This window comes from Luteimonas colneyensis, assembly GCF_014836665.1.
GTDB lineage: Bacteria > Pseudomonadota > Gammaproteobacteria > Xanthomonadales > Xanthomonadaceae > Luteimonas > Luteimonas colneyensis.
This window is the reverse complement of the sequence record NZ_JACSQJ010000001.1, coordinates 273414-291204: the sequence shown is the minus strand read 5'-3', so window position 1 is coordinate 291204 and position 17791 is coordinate 273414. Positions and strand designations below refer to the sequence as shown.

Sequence of the window (17791 nt, the reverse complement as noted above, 5' to 3'; positions counted from 1 at the left end):
GAGGGCGGGGCTTCGCCGGCCATGGCCGCGGGTTATGCTGCGGCCATGACCGGATCGCCGCGTATTGCCTTCCTCGCCAGCCCTGCGCCCGACGCGCAGGCCGCGCTGGCGGAGTTCACCGCGCGCCATGGCCAGTGCGCGCCCGACGAGGCCGACATCATCTGCGCCCTCGGTGGCGACGGCTTCATGCTGCAGACGCTGCATCGCCACGGCGGGCTGGGCAAGCCCGTGTACGGGCTGAAGCTCGGCACCGTCGGCTTCCTCATGAACCACTACCAGGGCGAGTCCGGCCGCGTGCCCGACCTGATGTCGCGCCTGGAGGGCGCCGAGCCCGCCGTGCTGCGGCCGCTGGAGATGGTGGCGGCCACCGAGTCCGGCGCCAGCGTCGGATCGCTGGCCTACAACGAGGTGTCGCTGCTGCGCCAGACGCGCCAGGCCGCGCACGTCTCGATCGAACTCAACGGCCAGGTGCGCCTGGACGAGCTGGTCTGCGACGGCGTGATGCTGGCGACGCCGGCCGGCAGCACCGCGTACAACTATTCCGCGCACGGCCCGATCCTGCCGCTGGGCTCGAGCGTGGTGGCACTGACGCCCATCGCCGCCTTCCGCCCGCGGCGCTGGCGCGGCGCGCTGCTCAAGGCCGACACCGTGGTCCGCTTCCGCGTGCTCGATCCCTACAAGCGCCCGGTCAGCGCCACCGCCGACTCGCACGAGGTGCGCGACGTGGTCGAGGTCACCATCCAGGAGTCGCGCGACCGCACCGTGACCCTGCTGTTCGATCCCGAGCACAACCTGGAAGAGCGCATCCTCAGCGAACAGTTCGAGGCCTGAGCCGGCCGCCCCGGGGTCTCGCCGCATGCGACGGCCTTCGCCCATACTGGCGCCATGCCCTCCGATGTCCTGCCGCCGCTGATCGTCGCCATCTCCTCGCGGGCCCTGTTCGACCTCGAGGACAGCCATGCGCTGTTCGAGAGCGACGGCATCGAGGCCTATGCCGAGCACCAGCGCGCGAAGGAGGACGAGATCCTCGAGCCGGGCATCGCCTTCCCGCTGGTGCGCAAGCTGCTGGCGCTCAACGAAGGCGCCTCGCCCGAGGCACCGCGGGTCGAGGTGATCCTGCTGTCGCGCAACTCCGCCGACACCGGGCTGCGCATCTTCAATTCCATCCAGCACCACGGCCTGGCGATCGCGCGCGCCACCTTCACCTCGGGCGAGCCGACCTGGCCCTACATCCGCCCGTTCGGCGCGCAGCTGTTCCTGTCGGCCAACCCGGAGTCGGTGCGCGCGGCGCTGGAGAACGGCGTCGCGGCCGCCACCATCCTGCCGGCCAAGGCGCCGGCGCACCGGCACGACCAGCTGCGCATCGCCTTCGACGGCGACGCGGTGATCTTCGGCGACGAGGGCGAGCGGGTCTCTCGCGAGGCCGGCATCGAGGCCTTCCACCGCCACGAGATCGAGCGCGCGCGCGAGCCGCTTTCCGGCGGTCCGTTCCGCGGCTTCCTCGATGCGCTGCACCACCTGCAGGCGGCCTATCCGCCAGGCGAGGCCTCGCCGATCCGCACCGCGCTGGTCACCGCGCGCTCGGCGCCCGCGCACGAGCGCGTGATCCGCACCCTGCGGGAGTGGGGCGTGCGCCTGGACGAGGCGCTGTTCCTGGGCGGCCGTGCCAAGGGGCCGTTCCTCGACGTGTTCGGTGCCGATATCTTCTTCGACGACTCGCAGCACAACATCGACTCCGCGCGCCAGCACGTGGCGACCGGACACGTACCGCACGGGGTGTCGAACGCCGGCTGAGTCCGCGCCTGGACCCGGCGTCCGTCCGGGCCGTGAAAACGACGCGTGTTACGATAGCCGGAGTTTCGCGCAAATTTGCCGCTCATGGCCGATGTTCGCCGGATTTCCGGTGGCAGCCGGTCCGCGTGCTGCGTGATGCCGACGCCTGCTCCCCCGGGACGCGGGCGCCTCCCGAGGCGGGTCCGGCAGCTCCTGCCGCCGTCCATCGGGGAAACAGCCCGCGCAGCCGGGCAGCCGTGCGTCCTCCAGCGGGTCCTCCCGGGCCCCGGATTGGCGCGTTCCCGCGCGATCCATCGCGCCTGGCCGCGCCCGAAGGCGCGTGCCGCGACAGGAGAAGACACAGCATGACCCAACGAATCGCCGTCCTCGGCGCCGGCCCCAGCGGCCTGGCCCAGCTGCGCGCCTTCGATGCCGCCCGCCGCGCGGGCGCCGAGGTGCCCGAGATCGTCTGTTTCGAGAAGCAGTCCGATCTCGGAGGCATGTGGAATTACACCTGGCGCACCGGACTGGACCAGCACGGCGAGCCGGTGCACGCCAGCATGTACCGCTACCTGTGGTCGAACGGGCCCAAGGAGTGCCTGGAGTTCGCCGACTACAGCTTCGAGGAGCACTTCGGCCGGCCGATCGCCTCGTACCCGCCGCGGCCGGTGCTGCGCGACTACATCATGGGCCGGATCGAACGCAGCGGCCTGCGTGACCAGATCCGCTTCAACACCGCGGTGCATTCGGTCGAATACAACGAGGAGACGGCCAAGTTCACGGTGACCGTGCGCGAGCTCGAGGACGACCGCATGGTGAGCGAGGAGTTCGACTGGGTGGTGGTGGCGACGGGCCACTTCTCCACGCCCAACGCGCCGGCGTTCGAGGGCCTGTCGCAGTTCCCGGGCCGGGTGCTGCATGCGCATGATTTCCGCGATGCCTGCGAGTTCACCGGCAAGGACCTGCTGCTGGTGGGCAGCAGCTATTCCGCCGAGGACATCGGCACCCAGTGCTACAAATATGGTGCGAAGTCGGTGACCTTCAGCTACCGCAGCGCGCCGATGGGCTACGACTGGCCGGAGGCCTTCAGCGAGCGCCCGCTGCTGACCCGCGTGGAGGGCAACACCGCGCACTTCGTCGACGGCAGCAGCCAGGACGTGGACGCGATCATCCTGTGCACCGGCTACCAGCACCACTTCCCGTTCCTGCCCGACGCGCTGACCCTGCGCACCGGCAACCGGCTGTACCCGCGGGACCTCTACAAGGGCGTGTTCTGGATCGACAACCCGAAGCTCGTCTACCTCGGGATGCAGGACCAGTACTACACCTTCAACATGTTCGATGCCCAGGCCTGGCTGGCGCGCGACGTCATCCTCGGCCGCACCGCGCTGCCGGATGCCGCCGCCATGCGCGCCGACAGTGAGGCCTGGTTCGCGCGCGAGAACGCCTGTGCCAGCGTCGACGACGACATCGATTTCCAGGCGGCCTACGTGCGCGACCTCGTCGACCGGACCGACTATCCGGAGTTCGCGATCGAGGACGTGGCGGCGATGTTCAAGGAGTGGAAGCGCGACAAGCAGGCCGGCATCCTCGATTACCGCGACAGGAGCTACCGCTCCACCATCACCGGCACCCTCGCGCCGCCGCACCACACGCCGTGGATGCAGGCGATGGACGATTCGCTGGAGGCGTTCCTGGACGGAACGCGCGAGCTGGAGGACCAGCCCGCCGTCGCCGGGGCCGTGCGGGCGGCAGAGCCGGTGCGACGCAGCGCCTGAGCGCCGGACGCGCCGCTCAGGCGGGCGGCAGCCGGATGTCCGACAGGCGCCACTGCAGGCCGTGGCGCGTCAGCACCAGCACCAGCTCGTCGCCATCGTCGAGGCTGACCGTGGCCGAGGCGCGCGAGAACGATTCGAAGCGCAGCCTCGGGGCCGGGACCGGCTCCGGGGCTGCGCTGGTGCCGGCACGCGACGGCGGTGGCACGTTGGCGGCCCGCTCCCAGACCTTGCGGCCCTCCATGATCGCCGCCAGGCCGGTGGGCGTGACCATGGCGTCGACCAGTCCTCCGGCCAGCCCGGTGGCTACGGTCAGGCCGAAGGCGGCGAACGCCCCGGACTGCGCATCCACGCCGGCCGCGCGCACGATGCGGTCCTGCACCTGCGGCCTCAGGCTGGCGCGCAGCGCCGGGAAATCGACGTGGCGCGCCAGCGCCCGCGCGTCGCCGGCCTGGACCGCCTCGCGGATGCCGGCCACCGCGCGCCACGGCCCGCTGGCGGTCCACGCCAGCAATGCCAGCAGCACCAGCGCCGCGATCCAGCCGAGTGCCTTCAGCCTGCGGGAATCGGCCATGGTCAGAACTCCAGGTCCAGTGCCGCGCAAAGATAGTCCACCAGCGGTGCGAGTTCGCGCAGGTCCTTGGCCAGCACCTGGCGCAGCTTCGGGCCGGTGACCGTATCGTCGTCCAGCGGCCGCCAGGCCACGAAGCTGCGGTGGCGCAGATCGTCGATGAAGGCGAAGTCCGCCGGGAAGCCGCGCGGCGGGCGCACCAGCATGTCCTCTTCGTCGAACGCGTAGCGACGGCGGAAGGCGGGGGCGTGCGCGGCGGCCGTCCAGCCCGCCGGATTGTCGACGATGAACTGGCGGATACGGCGCAGCGTCGGCGACTCGGGACGCCAGATGCCGGCGCCGACGAAGCAGCCGTCCGGCTGGATGTGCAGGTAGTACAGCGGCGTGGCCAGTTCCTGGCGGCGGGCATGGAACAGGCGCGCGCCCTGCCAGGTCTTGTAGGGGCGCTTGTCGTTGGCGAAGCGGGTGTCGCGCTGGATGCGGTAGAGCGAGCCGCCCACGCTGCGCGGGTCGGCGCGGAAGTGCAGGCTGACCGCGGCGAGGTCGGGCTGCAGGTCGGTGATGAGCCGCTGCAGCGGGTCGCGCACGTGCGCCTCGTAGTCCTGCTTGTGGGCGTGGAACCAGGCGCGCTCGTTGTGGCGCGCCAGCGAGCGCAGGAAGCGGAAGGTCCGGTCGGTGAAGTAGGTGGTCATGGCGTGGGAGCAGGGTGGCCGGGGCCGCCGGCCTCGGCATTGCCGGCGGTCGCGTTGTCGGCCGGGGGCAGGCCGGCCGCAAGCCCGCGGCCCCAGTCCTCCAGGCGGTCGAGCAGGGCCTGGCGCGCGGCGTCGCCAGCCGACTCGGCGCGCAGGCGGGTGATGTCGTCGAAGTAGGTCTGGAAGGTGTGTTCGGACAGCCCGCCGTCGGCATGCAGGCGCCGGCGTCGGTACCCGTCCCAGCGCAGCCGCGCTTCGACATCCAGCGTGTCCGGCCAGTTGCGGGCGCGGTAGCGGAACAGCAGTTCGGCCAGGCGCGGGTCCTGGAACCCGTAGTCGGTGGTTCCCAGCTGCGCCGGAGGCGTGGCGCGCACGCGGGCCATGCGCGCCTTGTCGCCGTCGCCGACGAAGCCGTCGTAGAGCGCGGCGTCGACGTCCGGCCGCTCGCGCGGGTCGCGCTCGCGGGCGAACACGTGGCGCACCTTCTCCGCGATCGCGGGGCCGTGCGCGCGGATGCGGGCGGCGCGGGCCTCGGCGGTCTCGCGATCGATCCCCAGGCGCTCCAAGTCCGCCGGGCGCAGGTGGTTCCACTGCACCAGCGCGGGGCAGCGGTTGGTGTGCACTTCCTTCAGCGGCACGCGCGACACGCCCTCGGGCAGGTCGGCCGAGCGCACGTACAGGCGCGCGGCGATCTCGTCGGCCGACAGCGCCAGCAGCCCGTCCGGGTCGCTGTCGAGGTCGTAGACGATGACGCGGTTGCCGATCTGCGGATGCACCGCCACCGGCACCACCGCCGCCGCGCACAGGCGCGAGGCCGGATAGCGCTGCGAGACGTGCAGCAGCGGCGTCATCGCGAACGGGTCGAGCATGCCGGCGACGTGGCGCTTGTCGCGCAGCGCCAGCGCGTACTGCCAGAGCCGTGGCTGGGCGGTCCGGAACAGCCGGGCCAGCCCGATCAGCGCGCGCACGTCCGACAGCGCCTCGTGCGCGTCGCCGATGCGCACGCCGTTGGCCTCGGCCAGGTATTCGAGCCGGAACGACGTGGCACCGTCGTCGCGACGGGGCCATTCGATGCCCTCGGGTCGCAGCGCGTGCGCCAGGCGCATCACGTCGAGCAGGTCCCAGCGGCAGTTGCCGTTGCGCCACTCGCGCTCGTAGGGATCGTGGAAGTTGCGGAACAGGCCGTGGCGCACGAACTCGTCGTCGAAGCGCAGCGAGTTGTAGCCCAGCGTGCAGGTGCCCGGCCGGGACATCTCGTCGGCGATGCGGGCGAAGGCCTCGGCTTCGGACAGGCCGGCGAGCGCGTCCTGCGGGGCGAGCCCGGTGACCATCGAGGCGCCGGGCGAGGGCAGCAGGTCGTCGGCAGGGCGCACGAGGAACTCGATCGGCTCGCCCAGCTCGACGAGGTCGGCATCGGTGCGGATCGCGGCGAACTGCGCGATGCGGGTGCGCCGCGGATCGGTGCCCCAGGTCTCCAGGTCGTAGAACAGGAAACTGTCGGTCACGCCGGGCTGTCCTCCAGCGGGGTCAGGGCCGCCTCGACCACCGGATCCAGCGCCGCGATGTCCACGTCATCCAGCGAGGATCGGCCCCGCGTCGCATCCTCCAGGATCACCCGCTGCACTTCGCTGCGCTCCAGCGCCAGCGAGTAGGGGATGCGCATGAAGGTGACCATGGCGTAGTGCGGGATGAAGCGGGTGGGATGGCGTGCCTGCAGCGCCAGCTCCAGCTCGCGCTGCAGCAGGAAGCCGGGGTCGTCGACCAGGTCGCGCATCTCGATGTAGTTGTCGAGCGCCATCTTCTGGATGGCGGCGGCGTCGGGCATGCGCCGGGCTTCGAAGGCGGCGTAGGCCGCCGCGAGGTCCCGGGTCGCATCCAGCTGCCGCGCCAGCGCCACGCAGTCCTCGAAGGCGCAGTTCATGCCCTGGCCGTGGAAGGGCACCATCGCGTGCGCGGCGTCGCCGATCAGCACCGCGTCGCCGCCGAGGTGCCAGCGCTCGAGGTAGAGCGTTCCCAGCGTGCCGATCGGGTTGGCGTCGAAGTCGTGGTCGAGCCCGGGGATCAGCGGCAGCGCATCGGCGAAGTCGCGTTCGAACAGCGCCCTCGCGGCGGCGGCGTCGGGCACGGTCTCGAAGCTCGGGTCACCGTTGCCTTCGTCCTGCGTCGCCATGAACAGCGTCACCGTGAACGTGCGCTCGTCGTTCGGCAGCGCGATGCACATGTAGCGCCCGCGCGGCCAGATATGCAGCGCGTTCGGCTCGATGCGGAAGTCGCCATCCGGCGCGGGCGGGATCTCCAGCTCCTTGTAGCCGTGGCCGAGCCATTCGGTGCGTTCGCCCAGGTCGGACCTCGCGCGCATCTGCCCGCGCAGCGTGGAGCCGGCACCGTCGCAGCCGATCAGGGTGGCGAAGCCGACGCGGTGCAGTTCGCCGCCGCCGCGGTAGAACGCCCGCTTCGCCACGAAGTCGACCGATTCCAGCCGCCGGTCGAAATGGATCCGTGCGCCGGCGGCTTCGGCTGCGTTGATCAGGGTGATGTTGAGTTCGCCGCGGCTGACCGACCAGATCACCTCGCTGTCGTCGCGGCCGTAGCGCTGCAGCTGCGGGCTGCCGCCCGGCGGATGCACCATGCGCCCGCGCATCATCACCGCCTGGGCGAGCACGTCGCGATCGGCGTCGGCCGCGCGCAGCGCGTGCAGGCCGCGTTCGGCCAGCGCGAGGTTGATCGACCGCCCGCCGGCGAAGCCGTGGATGCGCGGGTCGCCCCGGCTTTCGTAGACCTCGACGGCCCAGCCGCGCTGGGCGAGGAGGGTGGCCATCAGTGCGCCCGCCAGGCCCGCGCCGACGATGGTGGCCTCGCGCTGCGTCGCGTCCACGCCGCCACCGGGTGCCCGCGCCGGGGGTGCCGCGCCGCTCACGCCCGGCCCTCGCGCCAGGCTTCGGCGGCGCGCACGAAGCGCAGCACGTCGGCGTGGCTGTTGTACATCGGTGCCGGCGAGATCCGGATCACGTCGGGTTCGCGCCAGTCGCCGAGCACGCCCTGCGCCGACAGCGCGTCGAACAGCGAACGCCCGGCGTCGCGTCCGCGCAGGCCGCGGCCTTCCAGCACGCGCAGCGAGAGCTGGGCGCCGCGCTGCCCCGGATCGCCCGGCGTGACGATGGCCAGCGTGCCGGACAGGCGCTGCGCGATCAGTGTTTCCAGGTAGCCGGTCAGCGACAGCGACTTCGCGCGCAGCGCCTGCATGCCGACGCGGTCAAAAAGTTCCAGCGACGCGCGCAGCGGCGCCAGCCCAAGGATCGGTGGATTGCTGAGCTGCCAGCCGTCGGCGCCGGGCGTGGGTTGGAACGTCGGCTCCATGCGGAAGCGCGTGGCCTCCTCGTGCCCCCACCAGCCGGCGAAGCGCGGACGGTCGGTGCGCGCATGGCGCGCGTGCACGAAGCAGCCCGCCACCGCCCCCGGGCCGGCGTTCATGTACTTGTAGTGGCACCACACCGCGAAGTCCGGGCCGTCGTCATGCAGGCGCAGCGCCAGGTTGCCGGCGGCATGCGCGTGGTCGAAGCCCACGATTGCTCCGGCGGCGTGCCCCAGCCGCGTGATCTCCGCGACGTCGAAGGCCTGGCCGGTGCGGTACTGCACGCCCGGCCACAGCACCAGCGCCAGCCGCGGCCCGTGCAGCTCGATCGCGCGCGCGATCGCCTCCATCGAGAACCGTCCCCCGGGCTGGTCAGGCTCGAGTTCGATCAGGTCGGTGGCCGGGTCGAAGCCGTGGAAGCGCAGCTGTGACTCCAGCGCATAGCGGTCGGACGGAAACGCACCGGCCTCCATCAGGATCGCCGGCCGCTCGCGCGTCGGCCGGTAGAAGCTGACCAGCATGAAGTGCAGGTTGGCGGTCAGCGAATTCATCGCCACCACCTCCTCGGGTTCCGCGCCGACCACCCGCGCCAGCGGCTCGCGCAGCAGGGCGTGGTAGGGCATCCACTGCGTGGTGCCGGTGAAGTGCGCCTCGACGGCTTCCGCGGCCCACTTGTCGAGCACGTCCTCCACGTGCGCCCGCGCCGCCTTCGGCTGCAGGCCCAGCGAATTGCCCACGAAATAGGCCTGCTCGCCGTCGCCGTGCCGCGGCACGTGGAACTCCGCGCGCAGCCCGCGCAGCGGGTCGGCATCGTCGAGGGCTGTGGCGTACTGGTCGGTGTACGGGTTGGTCATTGAAAAGCCCTTTTGCCACGGATGACACGGATGAACGCGGATTTACACGGATAGAACAAAAGCGATCAATTGAACGCGGGCCATTCAAGGCCTTCGCTCTATCCGTGTAAATCCGCGTTCATCCGTGTCATCCGTGGCCAAAAACAAGTGTCACGCAAAGCGCGAGCGCGGCAGGCCCAGCCATTCCAGGGCGGTGCCGTGGTACAGGCGGGCCTGGGCGGTGGGGTCGAGGGCGAGGGCGTCGATGCCGGCGCCGGGGTGCTGTTCGCCGAGCGGGAATGGATAGTCGGTGCCCAGCATCACGCGGTCGACGCCGCAGGTGTCGAGCAGGTACTGCAGCGCGCGGTCGTCGGCGACCCAGGAGTCGAAGTAGAGCCGCGACAGGTATTCGCGCGGGTTGCGCGGGTTGTCGGTGGCCACCAGGTCGGGGCGCATGTTGAAGCCGTGCTCGATGCGGCCGATGGTGTAGGGGAAGCTGCCGCCGCCGTGCGCCATGCAGATCTTCAGCTTCGGCAGCCGCTCGAGCACGCCGCCGAACACCAGCGAGCAGGCTGCGCGCGACTGCTCGGCCGGCATGCCGACCAGCCAGGGCAGCCAGTACTTGGGCATGGTCGGCGTGCCCATCATGTCCCAGGGATGCACCAGGACCGCCGCGCCCAGGTCGGCAGCGGCTTCGAAGAACGGGAACAGCTCCGGTGCGTCCAGGTTCCAGTGCACGTCCGGCGACACCTGCACGTGCGAGCCGATCTGCACGCCCTGCAGGCCGAGCTGGTCCATGCAGCGTTCGAGCTCCTGTACCGCCAGCCGCGGCGACTGCAGCGGCACGGTGCCGATGCCGGCGTAGTGGCGCGGGTGCGCGCGGCAGGTCTCGGCCATGTGGTCGTTGAGCGCCTGGTGCAGCTCCAGCGCCTGGTTGGGCTTCGCCCAGTAGCTGAACATCACTGGCACGGTGCTGATCACCTGCACCTGCACGCCGAACTTCGCGTAGTCGTCGATGCGCTCCTGTGGATCCCAGGTCTTGGACCAGATCTCGCGGAAGAAGCGCCCGTCCTTGTAGATGCGGTGGCGGCCGTCCTCGGTGTGGTGGATCACCGGGAAGCGCTCGTCGCCGTACTTGCGGGCGAGGTCCGGCCAGTCGCGTGGCAGGTAGTGCGCATGGATGTCGATCTTCAGCATGTCAGGTGATGTCCGCCTGCGAATCCGCCTGCATCTCGTAGCGCGTCGGCCTGGGATTGAGGTGCCCGCAGGCCTTGCAGGTGCGCAGGTCCTCGCTGCGGTAGAAGGTCTCGAAGACGCGGAAGAAGTCCTGCTCGATGTCCTCGAGATGGAAGAATTCCTCGTACACCTTCGCGTTGCAGGCCTCGCAGAACCACATCAGGCCGTCGTCCTCGTGCGGCAGCCGCCTGCGCTCGATGACCAGGCCGATCGAGCCCTCGGCGCGCTGCGGCGAATGCGGCACGCGCGGCGGCAGCAGGAAGGTCTCGCCGGCGCGGATCGGCACGTCGCGCACCTTCCCGTCCTCCTGGATGCGCAGCACCATCTCGCCTTCGAGCTGGTAGAACCACTCGGGTCCCTCCTCGAAGTGGTAGTCCGTGCGCGCGTTCGGGCCACCCACCACCATGACGATGAAGTCGCCGTCGTAGATGCACTTGTTGCCCACCGGCGGCTTGAGCAGGTGGCGGTTGTCTTCGATCCACTTCCGGAAATTCAGCGGTGCGGGGATCATGGCCGGTCTCCCTGGATGGCGGCGACGCACTTGAGCTCGATCGCGATCGGCGTCGGCAGCGCGGTGATGCCCAGCGTGGTGCGGCAGGGCGCGGTGGCGGGGTCCGGGAAATGCTCGGCCCAGACCGCGTTGTAGGTCTTGAAGTCGCGCGCCATGTCGGTGAGGTACACGGTCACGTCGACCAGGTCCTCCCAGCGGGCGTCGCTGGCCTCGAGCACGGCGCGGACGTTGGCGAACACGGCGCGGGCCTGGGCGCCGATGTCGTAGCCGCGCAGGCGGCCGTCGGCGAAGTAGTCGTTGCCGGGAATGGCGTCGCTGGCCGGGTCGCGCGGCCCGATGCCGGACAGGAACAGCAGGCCGCCGACGCGCCGCGCGTGCGGGTAGGCGCCCACCGGCTTCGGCGCGGCGGATGCGTGGACGACGTCGCCGGCCACCTCAGCGGTCCTCGCGGTCGTCGCTGATGCGCTGCAGCGCCGGCTCGTACTGCTCGGGCAGCGCGGCCGGGGAGTCGATCGACAGCCCGAGGTCGTGCACCCGGCCGTCGCGCAGCGAGTACACCCAGGCGTGCACCGCGAGCTGCTGCCCGCGCGCCCAGGCTTCGCGCACCACCGTGGTCTCGCAGACGTTGATCATCTGCTCCAGGGCGTTGAGCTCGCACAGGCGGTCATGGCGGATCTCGTCGCTGTCGATGGCCTCGATGATGGCGCGGTGCTTGTGCTTGACGTCCTTGACGTGGCGGATCCAGTTGTCGGCCAGGCCCACGCGCTGGCCGTCGAGCGCCGCGCCCACGCCGCCGCAGCCGTAGTGGCCGACCACCAGGATGTGCTCGACCTTCAGCACGTCGATCGCGTACTGGATCACCGACAGGCAGTTGAGGTCCGTATGCACCACCACGTTGGCGATGTTGCGGTGGACGAAGACCTCGCCGGGGTTCATGTCGATGATCTGGTTGGCCGGCACGCGCGAGTCCGAGCAGCCGATCCAGAGGTACTTCGGGTGCTGCAGCCCGGACAGGCGGCTGAAGAAGCCCGGGTCCTCGGCGCGGGCGCGCTCGGCCCAGATGCGGTTGCGTTCGAGGAGGTCGTGCATTCGGTACATGGGGGTTCCGTGCCTTGCGAAAGGGGTGCGTGATCAGGTGGCGATGCAGACGTTGCGCGGTTCGGTGAAGAAGCGCATCGCCTCCAGCCCGCCTTCGCGGCCGAGGCCGGACTGGCCCATGCCGCCGAAGGGCGTGCGCAGGTCGCGCACCAGCCAGGCGTTGATCCAGACGATGCCGCAGCGCAGCTGCGCGCCGAAGCGGTGCGCGCGGGCGAGGTCGCGGGTCCATACCGAGGCCGCCAGGCCATAGTCTCCGGCGTTGGCCAGGGCCAGGGCGTGATCGTCGTCGTCGAAGGCCTGCAGGGTCGCGACCGGCCCGAAGATCTCCTCGCGGTTGCTCGCGCAGTCGGGGCCCAGGCCCTCGATCACCGTGGGCGCGACGAACCAGCCCGGGCGCTCCAGCGCGCCACCGCCGCACAGCACCCGGCCACCCTCGTCGCGCGCGCGGGCGATCGCGGCCACGACCTTGTCGAAGTGCGCCTGCGAGACCAGCGGGCCGAGGTTGGCGTCGCGGTCCATGGGGTCGCCGGGGCGCAGCGCGAGCGCGGCCTGGACGAAGGCGTCGCGGAACTCGGCAAGCACGCGGCGTTCGACCAGGATGCGCGAGCCGCAGAGGCAGATCTGGCCGCTGTTCTGGAAGGCCGAACGGACGATGGTGTCGAGATGTCCGCGCCAGTCGCTGTCGGCGAAGACGAGCGTCGGGTTCTTGCCGCCCAGCTCCAGCGAGACCTTCTTCAGCGCCGGCCCCGCGATGCCGGCAATGCGTCGACCGACGGCCGTGCTGCCCGTGAACGACACCGCCCTGATCGCGTCGTGGCGCACGATGGCCTCGCCGACCTCGGGCCCGCCGCCGTGCACCACGTTGAACACGCCCGCCGGCAGCCCGGCGTCCAGCGCCAGTTCGCCGAGCATCGTCGCGGTCGCCGGAGTCACTTCGGAGGGCTTGGCCACCACGGTGTTGCCGGCCGCCAGCGCCGGCGCGATCTTCCAGGTGAACAGGTAGAGCGGCAGGTTCCAGGGCGAGATCGTGCCGACCACGCCCAGCGGCTGGCGCAGGGTGTAGTTCAGCCCGGCCTCGCCGTGGTGCGATTCGCTGCTGAACTGGGTGGCGGCATGGGCGAAGAAGCGCAGATTGGACACCGCGCGCGGGATCTCCGCGTCGCGTGCCAGCGCATAGGGCTTGCCGCCGTCGCGGGCCTCGGCGTGGGCGAACTCGTCCAGCCGCGCCTCCAGCGCATCGGCCAGGCGCTCGAGGTGGCGCGAGCGCTCGCTGTTGCGCAGGCCCGACCAGGCCGGGAACGCCGCGCTGGCCGCGGCGGCCGCGGCATCGACGTCGGAGGCATCGCCATCCGCCACTTCGGCATACGCCTTGCCCGAGGCCGGCTCGAACACCTCGCGCCAGCGTGCGCTGGCGGCCTCGCGCGTGCCGCTGCCGATGACGTGTGCGTAGCGTCGCATCCCGCAAGCTTACCCGCGCCGGCCCGGGTCGTCAGGACTGGCAGGCGGGGCAGAGGTAGAGCCGTCGCGATCCCGAGCGGATGCGCTCGATGCGCGTGCCGCAGGCCGGGCAGGGCTGGCCGTCGCGGCCGAACACCTGGAAGCGGAAGGCGTCGGACGTGTCGGTGAGGTAGTCCTCGCGCATGCGCTCGGCCGGCGCGATGCCGCGGGTGGCGTAGCTGTGCCGCGGGATGTCGAGCAGGGCCTGCGCCAGTCGCGCGGTGGCGGCCGCGTCGAGCGTCTTCGGCCGACGCTCCGGTCGCAGTCCCGCGGCGAACAGCACTTCGGCGCGCAGGTAGTTGCCCATGCCGGCGAGGAAGCCCTGGTCGAGCAGCAGGCTTGCCAGCGCACGGCCGCGGAAGGCCGGCGACTGCAGGCGCGCGGCCACGCCGGCGACATCGAGCGCGGGATCGAGCACGTCCGGCCCCAGGCCCTGCAGGAAGGGATGCGACTCGACCTCGTCGCTGCGCCACATCGAGACGTCGGACGCCGAGTACAGCCGGATAGCACCGCGGGCGGTCTCGAAGGCCACGCGCAGCGAGCGCTTCGTCGCCCTTGGCTGCTCGCCGGTGGCGAGGACGCGCCAGACGCCGTAGAGCTGGTTGTGGCTGTACATGGTCCAGCCGTGGTCGAAGCGGGTGAGCAGCGCCTTGCCACGGGGGACGATCGACTCGATGCGCCGTCCGACGAGGTCGGCCTCGAAGCGCTTCAGCTCCGGGAAGGCGAACATCGCCCGCGTGATCGGCTCGCCCGCCACCGCCTCGGCCAGGCGATCGGCGGCGCGGCGGATTTCCGGGCCTTCGGGCACGGCCTCAGATCGAGGCCATGCGCCCGCCGTCGACCGCGAGGCTGACGCCGTTGACGTAGGCCGCGGCCGGCGAGCACAGGAAGGCGATCACGCCGCCGGTCTCGTCGGGGGTGGCGAAGCGTCGTGCGGGGATCATGGCTTCCATGTCGCGGCGCACGTCGGCTTCGCTGCGGCCTTCCTTCGCCGAGCGGTCGGCGATGATCGCGTGGATGCGGCCGGTTTCGGTGAAGCCGGGCAGCACGTTGTTGACCGTGATGCCCTCGGGCGCCAGTTCGCGCGACAGGGTCTTGGCCCAGGAGGCGACCGCGCCGCGGATGGTGTTGGACACGCCCAGGCCGGCGATCGGCTCGCGCACCGAGGTCGAGACCACGTTGACGATGCGGCCCCAGCGCGCGCCACGCATGCCCGGCAGCACCGCCTGCACCAGGGTCTGGTTGGCGAGCAGGTGGCGGCGGAAGGCGGTTTCGAATTCCTCCAGCGCGGCCGCGTGCGCCGGCCCTCCCGGGGGTCCGCCGGTGTTGTTGACCAGGATGTGCACCGGCGCCCGTGCGACCACGGCCTGCACCGCGGTGCCCAGGGCGGCGGTGTCATCGCTGTCGGCCACCGCGAGCGCATGCCCGCGATCGGCGCCGCCGGCCAGGCTGGCGACGACCTCGCGCAGGGCGTCTTCGCGGCGCGACAGCACCGTGACCGTGGCGCCCAGCGCGGCCAGCTCCCCGGCAGCGGCGCGACCGATGCCTTCCGACGCGCCACAGACCAGGGCGTGCCGTCCTTCCAGGTTCAGGTCCATGCGGATGTGCTCCTCGGGTTCGCCGGGGCCGGCTCAGCTGACGCGGCCACCCAGCTTCTGCACCATGCCCGCCTGCAGCGCGGCGTCGTCGTCGCCCTGCGGCGGCACCAGTTCCGCCAGCAGGAAGCCACGCTCGGCGGCGTCGCCGTCGTCGAGGCCGCCCAAGGCGACGAACTCGGCGTCGAGCAGCATCGATCGCGCCGTGTCCTCGCTGTCGTAGACCAGGGTGTTGCCGTCGCTGTCGAGCACCTCGGCGGTGCCGGCCTCGCGCACGCGCAGCCGTGCCCAGACCACGGTGCGGCCGAGCGTGGCCAGCCACCACTCGTCGCGCAGGCGTCCGTCGTCGAAGTCGCTCATGACAGCGCCGCCGACCACAGCGCCAGGATGCCGGCGCCCAGCAGTCCCACGATCACCGTCGCCAGGGCCACGCGCGCGGGCGTGGCCAGCCCGGTGAACCCGGGGTCATGCGTCTGGCGATATTCGCCGCCGAGCAGCCACAGCATCGCCGCGGGCTTCAGGAAGGCGCCTTCGCCCAGGCGCTCGCGCACCTCCGGATGGCGGTCGCGCAGGTGCACCAGCGACAGCGGCCAGAAGATGACGTAGGCGGAGGCGCCGGCGATGGCGACGCCGACGAAGCACAGGGCGAAGAACAGCAGCACGGCCTCAGTACTCCGCCGTGCCCGGCGCGCGCGGGTAGGGGATGGCGTCGCGGATGTTGGACAGGCCGCAGACGTAGACCACCAGGCGCTCGAAGCCGAGGCCGAAGCCCGCGTGCGGCACGGTGCCGTAGCGGCGGAAGTCGCGGTACCAGGCGTAGTGCTCGCGATCGAGGCCGAACTGGTCCATGCGCGCGTCGAGCACGTCCAGGCGCTCCTCGCGCTGCGAGCCGCCGATGATCTCGCCGATGCCCGGCGCCAGCACGTCCATCGCCGCGACCGTGCGACCGTCGTCGTTGAGGCGCATGTAGAAGGCCTTGATGTGCTCGGGGTAGTTGGTCACCACCACCGGGCGGCCGACGTGCTGCTCGGTCAGCCAGCGCTCGTGTTCGGTCTGCAGGTCGAGGCCCCATTCGACGGGGAAATCGAATTTGTGGCCGGACTTCTGCAGCAGCGCGACCGCATCGGTGTACTCGATGCGCTCGAAGGGGGCGTTGATGAAGGTCTCGAGGCGCGTGACCGCGTCCTTCTGCACGCGTTCGGCGATGAAAGCCATGTCGTCGGCGCGCTCGTCGAGCACCGCCTTGAACAGGTACTTGAGGAACTCTTCCGAAACGCGCGCGTCCTCGGCCAGGTCGGCGAAGGCGATTTCCGGCTCGATCATCCAGAACTCGGCCAGGTGGCGCGTGGTGTGGCTGTTCTCGGCGCGGAACGTGGGGCCGAAGGTGTAGACCCTGCTCATCGCCAGCGCGAAGGCCTCGACGTTGAGCTGGCCCGACACCGTGAGGAAGGTCTCCTTGCCGAAGAAGTCGCGGTCGAAGTCGACCGCGCCATCCTTGCCGCGCGGCAGGTTGGCCATGTCCAGCGTCGAGACCCGGAACATCTGCCCGGCGCCTTCGGCGTCCGAGGTGGTGATGATCGGGGTGTTGATCCAGAAGTAGCCGTTCTCGTGGAAATAGCGGTGCGCCGCCTGCGCCAGGCAGTGGCGGATGCGGGTCACGGCGCCGAACAGGTTGGTGCGCGGGCGCAGGTGCGCGACCTCGCGCAGGAACTCCAGCGAGTGCGCCTTGGGCTGGATCGGATAGGTTTCCGGGTCCTCCACCCAGCCCACGACCTCGATCGACTCCGCCTGGATCTCGAAGCTCTGGCCCTGGCCCTGCGAGGCCACCAGGGTGCCGGTGGCGACCACCGAGCAGCCAGCGGTCAGGCGCTTCACCTCGTCCTCGTAATTGGACAGGGTGCTGGGCGCCACCACCTGGATCGGCGTGAAGCAGGAGCCGTCGCTGACGTTGACGAAGCTCAGCCCGGCCTTGGAGTCGCGCCGGGTGCGCACCCAGCCGCGGACCGTGACTTCGCCGCCGGCGGGGATCCTGCCCGCGAGCGCATGTTCGACGCTGACCACCGTCATGCCCTGGATCCTTGGAGAAAGTAGGGGAAAGCGGAAAGTCTACCGGACGCACCGTCCCGCGGTTCAGGGGCAGGCGCGGTTCCGGGCGGGTAGAATGGCGCCATGGCCATCACCCTTGCTCCCGCCGCCCTCGAACGCGTGAAGGGCTATCTCGCCTCCGATCCCTCGGCCGTCGGCCTGCGCTTCGGCGTGCGCCGCACCGGTTGCTCGGGCTGGGGCTATTCGGTCGACCTCGCCCACGGCGAGCAGCCCGGCGACACCGTCTTCGAACAGGACGGCGTGCGCATCTTCATCGATGCCGACAGCCTGCCCCTGGTCGACGGCACCGAGATGGACTTCCTGAAGCAGGGCCTGAACGAACAGTTCACCTTCCGCAACCCGAAGGCGGCCGCCGAGTGCGGCTGCGGCGAAAGCTTCACCACCGACGCCGACAAGGTCGCCTGAGCCCATTGCTCCTGTGGGAGCCGCTACAGCGGCGAACGCGCTTGTCCGTGGTTTTGTCCGGCCGCCTCTTCGTGAAGGTCCGCGCCGCGGGAGGCGGCTGGCGGGGGGAGTGCTCCGCCCCGCCGCCAGCCATCCATGGCTGGAAGCGGGGGCGTGGACCATCCATGGTCCACTCTCCGCACTCCCCCCACCATCCACCTCCCGCACCACCTTCCACGGTGCCGTGGACGAAGGCAGTCCGTGGCCTGCGCGTCGGGGGCTGTGGTTGGCACGGCGTCCAGCTGGCATTGAGGGGTATCCATGTTGTCGGCCAGTCGGGGGGCAGGTTTGCTGCAGCTGCGCGCGGC

At 71.0% G+C, this 17791-nt stretch carries 18 protein-coding genes and 1 pseudogene; 4 read left to right on the top strand and 15 right to left on the bottom strand.

Annotated features, from left to right (window positions below):
• Positions 1 to 45 precede the first annotated feature (45 nt).
• The 3 genes from H9645_RS01315 (at position 46) to H9645_RS01305 (ending at position 3551) form a co-directional block, all read left to right on the top strand.
• Entirely contained in the window at positions 46 to 831 is a 786-nt protein-coding gene (locus tag H9645_RS01315) for an NAD kinase (protein ID WP_191727931.1), read from the top strand.
• A 54-nt stretch (positions 832 to 885) separates the two neighbouring features.
• Complete coding sequence (locus H9645_RS01310) at positions 886 to 1794, top strand: 5'-nucleotidase (protein WP_191727930.1); 909 nt, start codon at positions 886 to 888, stop codon at positions 1792 to 1794.
• Positions 1795 to 2138: 344 nt separating this feature from the next.
• Entirely contained in the window at positions 2139 to 3551 is a 1413-nt protein-coding gene (locus H9645_RS01305) for a flavin-containing monooxygenase (protein WP_191727929.1), read from the top strand.
• Positions 3552 to 3567: 16 nt separating this feature from the next.
• On the opposite strand, the gene H9645_RS01300 is transcribed toward H9645_RS01305, so the two are convergent.
• The 15 genes and pseudogenes from H9645_RS01300 to asnS form a co-directional block, all read right to left on the bottom strand.
• Positions 3568 to 4122, bottom strand: coding sequence for a DUF2939 domain-containing protein (locus H9645_RS01300; RefSeq protein WP_191727928.1), 555 nt, complete (start codon positions 4120 to 4122; stop codon positions 3568 to 3570).
• Between the two features lie 2 nt (positions 4123 to 4124).
• Entirely contained in the window at positions 4125 to 4811 is a 687-nt protein-coding gene (locus tag H9645_RS01295) for a DUF2461 domain-containing protein (RefSeq protein ID WP_191727927.1), read from the bottom strand.
• A gap of 68 nt (positions 4812 to 4879) precedes the next feature.
• Positions 4880 to 6316 (bottom strand): annotated as a pseudogene (sbcB, locus tag H9645_RS01290) (exodeoxyribonuclease I); the annotation flags it as partial.
• Positions 6313 to 7686 (bottom strand): FAD-dependent oxidoreductase, encoded by a 1374-nt coding sequence (locus tag H9645_RS01285; RefSeq protein ID WP_191727925.1) that lies wholly within the window; start codon positions 7684 to 7686, stop codon positions 6313 to 6315. The pseudogene sbcB and the gene H9645_RS01285, both read right to left, overlap by 4 nt.
• Before the next feature lie 38 nt (positions 7687 to 7724).
• Positions 7725 to 9017 carry a kynureninase gene (gene kynU / locus H9645_RS01280; protein WP_191727924.1) on the bottom strand — a complete coding sequence of 431 codons (1293 nt, stop codon included), beginning with the start codon at positions 9015 to 9017 and terminating at the stop codon, positions 7725 to 7727.
• Positions 9018 to 9167: 150 nt separating this feature from the next.
• On the bottom strand, positions 9168 to 10193 hold the full coding sequence (locus H9645_RS01275; protein ID WP_191727923.1) for an amidohydrolase family protein: 1026 nt from the start codon (positions 10191 to 10193) through the stop codon (positions 9168 to 9170).
• A 1-nt stretch (position 10194) separates the two neighbouring features.
• The gene (locus tag H9645_RS01270) at positions 10195 to 10743 is read right to left on the bottom strand and encodes a 3-hydroxyanthranilate 3,4-dioxygenase (protein WP_191727922.1); all 549 of its coding nucleotides are present in this window, start codon (positions 10741 to 10743) and stop codon (positions 10195 to 10197) included.
• A complete protein-coding gene (locus tag H9645_RS01265) occupies positions 10740 to 11177 on the bottom strand; it encodes a RidA family protein (RefSeq protein WP_191727921.1) in 438 nt (145 codons plus the stop codon). Before H9645_RS01265 ends, H9645_RS01270 begins: the two co-directional genes overlap by 4 nt.
• A 1-nt stretch (position 11178) precedes the next feature.
• On the bottom strand, positions 11179 to 11841 hold the full coding sequence (gene can, locus H9645_RS01260) for a carbonate dehydratase (RefSeq protein WP_191727920.1): 663 nt from the start codon (positions 11839 to 11841) through the stop codon (positions 11179 to 11181).
• Between the two features lie 33 nt (positions 11842 to 11874).
• A complete protein-coding gene (locus tag H9645_RS01255; protein WP_191727919.1) occupies positions 11875 to 13299 on the bottom strand; it encodes an aldehyde dehydrogenase in 1425 nt (474 codons plus the stop codon).
• Between the two features lie 31 nt (positions 13300 to 13330).
• On the bottom strand, positions 13331 to 14146 hold the full coding sequence (gene nei, locus H9645_RS01250) for an endonuclease VIII (protein WP_191727918.1): 816 nt from the start codon (positions 14144 to 14146) through the stop codon (positions 13331 to 13333).
• A 4-nt stretch (positions 14147 to 14150) separates the two neighbouring features.
• Entirely contained in the window at positions 14151 to 14936 is a 786-nt protein-coding gene (locus H9645_RS01245; RefSeq protein ID WP_191727917.1) for an SDR family oxidoreductase, read from the bottom strand.
• Positions 14937 to 14969: 33 nt separating this feature from the next.
• Complete coding sequence (locus H9645_RS01240; protein WP_191727916.1) at positions 14970 to 15293, bottom strand: hypothetical protein; 324 nt, start codon at positions 15291 to 15293, stop codon at positions 14970 to 14972.
• A complete protein-coding gene (locus H9645_RS01235; RefSeq protein WP_191727915.1) occupies positions 15290 to 15595 on the bottom strand; it encodes a hypothetical protein in 306 nt (101 codons plus the stop codon). The genes H9645_RS01240 and H9645_RS01235 overlap by 4 nt, the downstream gene beginning before the upstream one ends.
• Before the next feature lie 4 nt (positions 15596 to 15599).
• Positions 15600 to 17000 carry an asparagine--tRNA ligase gene (asnS, locus tag H9645_RS01230; protein ID WP_191727914.1) on the bottom strand — a complete coding sequence of 467 codons (1401 nt, stop codon included), beginning with the start codon at positions 16998 to 17000 and terminating at the stop codon, positions 15600 to 15602.
• A gap of 102 nt (positions 17001 to 17102) precedes the next feature.
• Here asnS and H9645_RS01225 point away from each other — a divergent pair, with 102 nt between their 5' ends.
• Entirely contained in the window at positions 17103 to 17444 is a 342-nt protein-coding gene (locus tag H9645_RS01225; protein ID WP_191727913.1) for a HesB/IscA family protein, read from the top strand.
• Positions 17445 to 17791: the final 347 nt, after the last annotated feature.